The 7456-nt window shown below is 39.4% G+C and carries 9 protein-coding genes; 3 read left to right on the forward strand and 6 right to left on the reverse strand.

Annotation, left to right across the window (positions count from 1 at the left end; all coding sequences use genetic code 11):
- Positions 1 to 191 precede the first annotated feature (191 nt).
- Positions 192 to 740 carry a DUF4124 domain-containing protein gene (locus L655_RS0101015; RefSeq protein ID WP_024603798.1) on the forward strand — a complete coding sequence of 183 codons (549 nt, stop codon included), beginning with the start codon at positions 192 to 194 and terminating at the stop codon, positions 738 to 740.
- Here the strand turns inward: L655_RS0101015 and L655_RS0101020 are convergent, their stop codons facing one another.
- The 4 genes from L655_RS0101020 to L655_RS0101035 form a co-directional block, all read right to left on the reverse strand.
- A complete protein-coding gene (locus L655_RS0101020) occupies positions 741 to 995 on the reverse strand; it encodes a hypothetical protein (protein ID WP_024603799.1) in 255 nt (84 codons plus the stop codon).
- A 120-nt stretch (positions 996 to 1115) separates the two neighbouring features.
- Entirely contained in the window at positions 1116 to 3860 is a 2745-nt protein-coding gene (gene acnA, locus L655_RS0101025; protein ID WP_024603800.1) for an aconitate hydratase AcnA, read from the reverse strand.
- Between the two features lie 205 nt (positions 3861 to 4065).
- Positions 4066 to 4494 carry a hypothetical protein gene (locus L655_RS0101030; protein ID WP_024603801.1) on the reverse strand — a complete coding sequence of 143 codons (429 nt, stop codon included), beginning with the start codon at positions 4492 to 4494 and terminating at the stop codon, positions 4066 to 4068.
- Positions 4495 to 4592: 98 nt separating this feature from the next.
- Positions 4593 to 4976 carry an RNA-binding S4 domain-containing protein gene (locus L655_RS0101035; protein ID WP_024603802.1) on the reverse strand — a complete coding sequence of 128 codons (384 nt, stop codon included), beginning with the start codon at positions 4974 to 4976 and terminating at the stop codon, positions 4593 to 4595.
- A gap of 256 nt (positions 4977 to 5232) precedes the next feature.
- Between L655_RS0101035 and L655_RS0101040 the strand changes: the two genes are divergently transcribed.
- Together L655_RS0101040 and L655_RS0101045 are read left to right on the forward strand one after the other, a co-directional pair.
- Complete coding sequence (locus L655_RS0101040) at positions 5233 to 5520, forward strand: hypothetical protein (RefSeq protein WP_024596967.1); 288 nt, start codon at positions 5233 to 5235, stop codon at positions 5518 to 5520.
- 55 nt (positions 5521 to 5575) lie between these two features.
- Positions 5576 to 6241 carry a hypothetical protein gene (locus tag L655_RS0101045; protein ID WP_024603803.1) on the forward strand — a complete coding sequence of 222 codons (666 nt, stop codon included), beginning with the start codon at positions 5576 to 5578 and terminating at the stop codon, positions 6239 to 6241.
- A gap of 9 nt (positions 6242 to 6250) precedes the next feature.
- On the opposite strand, the gene L655_RS0101050 is transcribed toward L655_RS0101045, so the two are convergent.
- A complete protein-coding gene (locus L655_RS0101050; RefSeq protein WP_010554789.1) occupies positions 6251 to 6709 on the reverse strand; it encodes a cyclic nucleotide-binding domain-containing protein in 459 nt (152 codons plus the stop codon).
- A gap of 29 nt (positions 6710 to 6738) precedes the next feature.
- Positions 6739 to 7456, reverse strand: a 718-nt coding sequence (locus L655_RS0101055; RefSeq protein ID WP_024603804.1) for a sigma 54-interacting transcriptional regulator, incomplete at its 5' end; no start/stop codon positions are given.

Genomic DNA, 7456 nt, shown 5'->3' on the forward strand with positions numbered 1-7456 from the left:
AAGTTTTCCTCGCTCAGTCAAGCCAAGACCGCAGCGGTACGCTAGAAATAAAAAAGCCGTTCACCTTAAGTGAACGGCATTACAGCTTCGGCTGCGTTTTTATTTTCTTTTATTCGGGTAGAAAAAATTGCCTAATTAAGTATTTTTTATTAGACTCAAGGCATTAAAGGATTAATTAAAGCAGGAACGCTATGAAATACTTTACCTACTTAGCTATATCAATTATGGCTATTGCAGTCATCTCTTTGTTTTATTTAAAAAAGCCCGATGGTCAAACATGGCTTTCTGCATCATCAATTAGCAGTGAATCTCAGCAAATTAAAGAAAGAATGGTCGCGCTATCTAGCAGTACTTTGGACCAAGCAGTGCAGGGCGTTCAGCAAGCTGGCGATAAAATTGCGAGCAGTATTTCTGATGAACCAATTGCTGCAAATGCTACCTCAAGTGGTAAAATTTTTAAGTGGCAAGACGAAACAGGCCAATGGCACTTTTCTGATACACCTAACCCACATGCAAAAAGTATTGAAGTAAAACTCGATCCTAAAGATATTACTGTTATTGCTGCAGAAGACACGTCTATTTTAAATACCTCTCCAAGTACAAATACAATGTCGGCTGCACCAGAGGGGATCAGTATTTTGAACCCAGATTCGGTTAAAAAGCTATTTAATGACGCCGAAAATGTAAAAGACAAACTAGAAAAACGTAATAAAGAAATTAATAATTTAAGTGCACTTTAATTATTTAGAGTGAGTGCTTTTATGGTTTTTTAAATAACGTTTTTCGGCTTCCATCAATAATACTGTTAAATATATTTTAGTGGGAAGCGACAGCAGCACGCCTACAGCAATGCATGCCGCCGCTATAGTTATTCCTTTAATACCATGCTCGACAGTAAAGTAGTTCGACACAATTAACGTATGGGCAGTCACGATATGGCACAACCCAAGCACTATTGATGTTTTAAGCAGCCTAATTATCATTGTTTGCGACATAGTTACCTCAGTAGGCACGCTTTAAATGCTTAGCATTGATTTAAGACAACAAACAGCAAATATAAAAAAGCCCAGCTTATTACTAAACTGGGCTTTTAGATGTATTAACTACTGTCTTTGTTAGTCGATCATATTACGCAGTACATATTGTAAAATGCCGCCGTGTTTGTAGTAATCCCACTCTTTAGGGGTATCAATACGTACATCAGCACTCAAGGTTACTTTTTTACCTTCGGCATTTGTAGCAATAACGGTTACTTCATCGGTTTTATCGTACAGGCCATCAATATCAAATTGTTCTTGCCCTGTTAACCCGTGTGACTCGTAGCTTTCACCTTCTTTAAATTGCAGAGGTAATACACCCATACCAATTAAGTTAGAGCGATGAATTCGCTCATAGCTTTGTGCTACAACCGCTTTAACGCCTAGTAAAAGTGAGCCTTTGGCCGCCCAGTCACGAGATGAACCCGTACCGTATTCTTTACCCGCTAAAATAATGAGAGGCGTATTATTTTTTTGATACTCCATAGCTGCATCGTAAATGCTTGCTAAATCGTTTTCTGGTTGTGTACGTGTTACACCGCCCTCAGTACCCGGGGCAAGTAAGTTTTTAAGACGTACATTGGCAAACGTGCCGCGCATCATTACTTCGTGATTACCACGGCGTGAGCCATACGAGTTAAATTGCGATTTTTCTACACCTTTCTCTTGCAAGTATAAACCTGCTGGCGCTTCTGCTTTAATAGCACCTGCTGGAGAAATATGGTCAGTAGTTACTGAATCCCCAAGCTTAGCTAAACAACGTGCGCCCTCAATCGTTGGAATACCCGGAGGTTCTACTTTCATACCATCAAAAAATGGTGCTTTTTTAATGTAGGTAGATGCGTCATCCCAATCATAAAGTTTGCCATCAGGTATTTGAATTTGCTGCCAGCGGCTATCGCCTTCGTAAACGTTAGCGTAGCTTTTTTCAAACATTTCTTTAGTTACTGTTTCTTTAACTAGGTCGCTCACTTCTTTAACGCTTGGCCAGATGTTTTTAAGGTAAATATCGTTACCATTAGCATCTTGCGCAAGGGGTTCGTTGTATACGTCAATGTCGGTTCTGCCGGCAATGGCATAGGCTACAACAAGTGGAGGTGAGGCTAAAAAGTTCATTTTCACATCTTGGTGAATACGCCCTTCAAAGTTACGGTTACCCGATAAAATAGAGCTAACCACTAATTTATGCTTTTGAATCGCATCTGATATTTCAGTCGCTAGTGGACCTGAGTTGCCAATACACGTAGTACAGCCATAGCCTACCAAGTTAAATCCTAGGCTTTCTAGGTCGTCCATCAAGCCTGCTTTTTCTAGGTAGTCGGTAACTACTTTAGAGCCTGGTGCAAGGGATGTTTTAACCCAAGGTTTTACATTAATGCCTAATTGCTTCGCTTTTTTAGCGACTAAGCCTGCGGCTAAAATAACACTTGGATTAGAGGTATTGGTACAGCTGGTAATTGCGGCAATAACACAAGCGCCATCATTTAGCTCAAACTCTTGGCCTTTAAATTTAACTTTAGCGGCACCCATAAACTGTGCTTCGTCTACTGGCTCATCTGGATTTGTTGTTGGGCCTTCACTTTCAATACGAGCTTGCTCTTCATCGCTTTTGTCGCGACGAGCCATACGCTCATCTTGAAAGCCTTTTAAATGCTCGCCAATTACTTCACCCGCTTTATTTAGGGCAATTCTATCTTGTGGACGTTTAGGGCCTGCAAGGCTTGGTACAACATCGTCTAATTTAAGTTCGAGTGTATCGGTGTAGCTCGCTTCGTCGCCATCGTTACGCCATAAACCTTGGTGTTTAGCATAATCTTCAATTACCTTTAGGTGTTTTTCGTCGCGGTTTGTTAAGCGAAGGTAGTTAATGGTTTCATCATCAATCGGGAAAATACCACACGTAGCGCCGTATTCTGGTGCCATATTCGCTATGGTTGCTCTATCGGCAAGTGGTAGGTCGGCAAGGCCGTCACCATAAAACTCTACAAATTTACCCACTACACCATGGTTACGCAGTATTTCGGTTACTGTTAATACTAAATCGGTTGCGGTTGTACCTTCAGGTAATCTGCCGCTTAGCTTCATACCGACTACTTGTGGAATCAATAAACTAATTGGCTGACCAAGCATAGCCGCTTCGGCTTCAATACCGCCTACGCCCCAACCAAGTACACCTAAGCCATTAATCATGGTTGTATGAGAGTCGGTACCTACGAGAGTGTCTGGGTAAGCGAATTTTTTGCCATCGCGCTCTTCATTAAAAACAACACGGGCTAAATACTCTAAATTCACTTGGTGAACAATACCGGTTGCTGGTGGCACTACTTTTAAATTATCAAAAGCGGTTTGTCCCCAGCGTAAAAATTCGTAACGTTCTTTATTTCGGTCATATTCAAGCTTGGCATTTAAATCAAATGCACCATCATTACCATAACCATCTACTTGTACCGAATGGTCAATAACAAGTTCAGCTGGCGATAACGGATTTATTTTTGCAGGATCGCCACCTAGTTTTTCCATTGCGTCACGCATCGCGGCTAAATCAACAATAGCGGGTACACCGGTGAAATCTTGCATAACTACGCGAGCTGGAGTAAAGGCAACTTCAGATGCAGGTTTTGCTTGAGGATCCCAATTAAGGAGGGCTTGAATGTCTTGTTCTTTAATATTTGCGCCGTCTTCGTTTCGAAGAAGGTTTTCAAGTAATACTTTTAAGGAGAAGGGCAATCGTTTCGCTTTGTCGCCAAGTCCTTTTAGAGAATGAATATGATATTGCTCACCGTTTATTGTGAGCTGATGTTGGGTATCGAAACTATTATTCATTATTTGCCCCTTTATGAATTATAAAAATATTTTGAAGAGTGACCTCTGTAGTACTTGAGTTGCAAAGTGCATACCAATGTAAAAAGCTGTCTTTAGAGAACGAATTTTATACAATTATTATAGTAGAGATGATGCTGAAAAATTTAATTTCAAGAGATGATTTGAAAGACGAGGTAAGGTCAAAAGTTATTTTGACCTTTATTAATTACTGTAACCAACCTTGTTGCTTAGCTTTAATACTTAAATAAAGTAGAGCAATGGCAATTATGATTACAAAAATAGGCATAAATACCGCACTTGCGCCAAGTAGCTCAATACTATTTATGACCACAAAATTATAATATTGCTGAATTAAAATAGCGCCGAGCGATAGCGCAAAAGTAGGTGTTGCCAGCGCGTTTTTAGCAAGTAAAAACAGACAACCCAAAGTGCTTCCAAATACAGCTACAGCAAATGCAATGATTGACCAAAGAGGGGTGTCAGAGTAGGCAGCTTGTTGATCTAAAGGAAGTTTACCTATCATTTTTGGTGTCATCATCATGTGCATAGCAAATGCAATAACGCCAAGTAAGTTCCATACGAGTGCCGCCCATACAACGGGTTTAAACCAATTTTTAGGTGTGTTTACAGACATTTTATAACCTTGTTTTTATTATTAATTAGGTTATTAAAGAGTAAAAAGGCCAACTATACAAGTTGGCCTTTTTATATAAAAAGAGTGCTTTTAAATGCTTAACCAAATGAAATAGGACGACGACCTGTTTTATCATCTACTTTTGGTTTTTTAGTTCGCTTACGCTTACTTTTAGCTGGTTGATTTGTTGGTTGTGGTGTAGCTAGCTTTGACTCTGCTTGAGTTTGTACCGCAGGTTTTTCTACAGGGATTGCATCTTCACTTAGTGAGAGTTTAAAAAACTCACCATCAAACTCTAGTACATCACCACTGTATAATTTTTTCCGCTTTATTGTACAAATTTCATGGTTAACACCCACATAGCCTTCAGTGATTAGGTTTTTAGCTTGGCCGCCACCTTCAACTAAGTTTAATACTTTTAATAATTTACAAAGCTCAATCGGCTCTTCTTCTAACTCTATTTCTATATATTCTTCGTTCATATTTGCTCTCGGTGGGGTAACGCACAGGCTTTAGTATAAAGGCTTACAGCGACTTTTGCACCAAAGCAAGTAACTTTAGATAGCTGTAATACACAATTAGTTATGAAAGTTTTTAGGTATTTTATCTGTCTTTAAAAAAACTGAAGCAATTAAAAGTTAAGCTTCGTTGCAATCTTTTTTACGTATGGCTCGCTAATTGCTAAAACTCTGGCGGATTAATCAATGTGTAATGAATACATATAAAACGGAGTAGAAAATGGGCGTAAGATTAGCAATGAAAAAAGAGCTAATGGGCTTAGATAATTCAGATATGTTGACCGCAGATGATGTTAGGTCACATCTTACTAATCAAGTAAAAGAGCAAAAGGAAAATGCTGAACGTGGTTTTTCTGTGATTTCAAAATTTAACGATCACCATAGTCGTTTAGTGAGTGGCGATATGAAAAAAAAATCGGTACTTGAATTTCAACGCCATCGTTTATTTAAAGAAGTTTTATACACCCGTAAAAGTGTTGATGCGTGGTTAGATAGCCAAACAAATTAAATTGCTATAAATAGTTACCTTTAATAGACTACAATTGTAATTTAAAAGGGTAACTATGAAAAATGGAATTTTAATATGTGTGTTGGCATTACTATTAGCTGCGTGCCAACAACCTACCGTGTATGTATTTAGTGAAAACTTGCAAGATGAACAGCGCAACCAGCTCGATGCTGCGCTAAAAGCACAATCGCTCTCTTATGAATATGTAGAGCTGGCAATCCCACCTGACTTTGGTGAAGCCACATTACTCTTATCAAGTGATAAGATTTATTCTAAAGAAACTGAGCAACTTGCGGCTATAATGCAGGGGCTAGGTTACGAGCCACAAGTTAACTATACAACGCGTTCAAATCATTTTTATGGTGATGGCAACATAGGTTTTTATTTAAAAAATGTAGTGGCGGGTACAACCTTTGTTATGCCTAAAAGGTTACGAACAACTCAATGCAGCGAAGACAAGTACAATGATTTACTTGTCACATTTACAGATAAATATGCTGACTTTACCTTACCCAGTGGCGCTGTTGTAAGGTTAGGTTGGGAGTTTTTATACGGTTACGTTGTCATTTATTACAAAAATTATTCGCAAACATACAGCCACTCGCAACCACTTGTAAATACCCCCTTTGGTGCCAAGCCTTCAGATACTTACACTTTTACTGCGCACGCTAATAAGCCCAGTTGGCTTGATTGCTCATTGCAAATTGTTTATATGGATTGAGTGATAGAGTTAACCGTGAGTTTCTATATGTTCACTAAGTTTTGCAATACGCAAACTCATACCTTCTATAATTCGGTCTTTAATTTTTTCACGGATAACATTAGGTAAGCGGGTGAGTGCTTCAGGGGTAATAGCAAGAACTATGCTGTCGGTTTTGGCGCGTGCGCTAGTGCTGCGCTCTCGGTTATTTATAAAAGCGCCTTCACCTATAAATTCACCTGGCTCTATAGTACCAAGTTCTAGCAAATGATTATGTTTAAATACTAATAGCGCGCCGCTAAGTACAATATATAAGCGCTTGTCGTTATCGTATTGCTTAAATAAAAACTGATGCTGGCTTACTAAATATAACAGGCCGAACGACTCCAATAAGACTTGGCGCTCGCTGAGCGTAAATTCCTTAAAAAAGTGCAGCCTGTTTATAATTTCCATTTGTTTGAATAATGGAATATGTTCGATTAGCTTCATCAATAACCAAATGTGTTAAAAGCGTTTAATCAGCTAATATTGCGCTCTTTTAATTTTCGGGTCAACGTGTTGCGTCCCCAACCAATTTTTATAGCAGCATCTTGCTTATGACCAGAACAATTAGCCAGGGCGGTTTTAATTAAACGAGTTTCTAGCTGGGCTTGAATGTCAGGCCAAATATTTTCTTTGCCTTGTTTAAGCTCTTGATTAAGCCATTGCTGAAACGCATCTAGCCAATCACCTTCTTCTTGGGTTGGCGAAGCATCCAGAATCTCCGGTGGTAAGTCTTGCTCGCTTACAAGCTCACCTGGCGCCATAACTGTTAGCCAGCGACACGTGTTTTCTAATTGGCGTACATTGCCTGGCCAATTAAATAAACGTAATTGCTCAGTCGCTTTAGGGCTCAGCACTTTGCTTTCTACTTGTAGTTCTTTAGCACTTTTATGTAAAAAGTGCTGCGATAAGCTTTCTATATCTTCAGTGCGCTCTCGGAGAGCGGGTAAACGTAGGCGCACAACATTAAGACGATGAAATAAATCATCCCTAAACTTGCCCTGTTTAACTAAATCTTCAAGGTTTTGGTGAGTAGCCGCAATAATACGGACATCTACTTTTATACTTTGATGGCCACCAACGCGATAAAATTCACCATCGGCAAGTACGCGCAATAAACGTGTTTGTACATCAAGTGGCATATCACCAATTTCATCTAAAAACAGTGTGCCGCCATTGGCTTGCTCAAAGCGG

This window comes from Pseudoalteromonas sp. TAE79 (genome assembly GCF_000498015.1).
Lineage (GTDB): Bacteria > Pseudomonadota > Gammaproteobacteria > Enterobacterales > Alteromonadaceae > Pseudoalteromonas.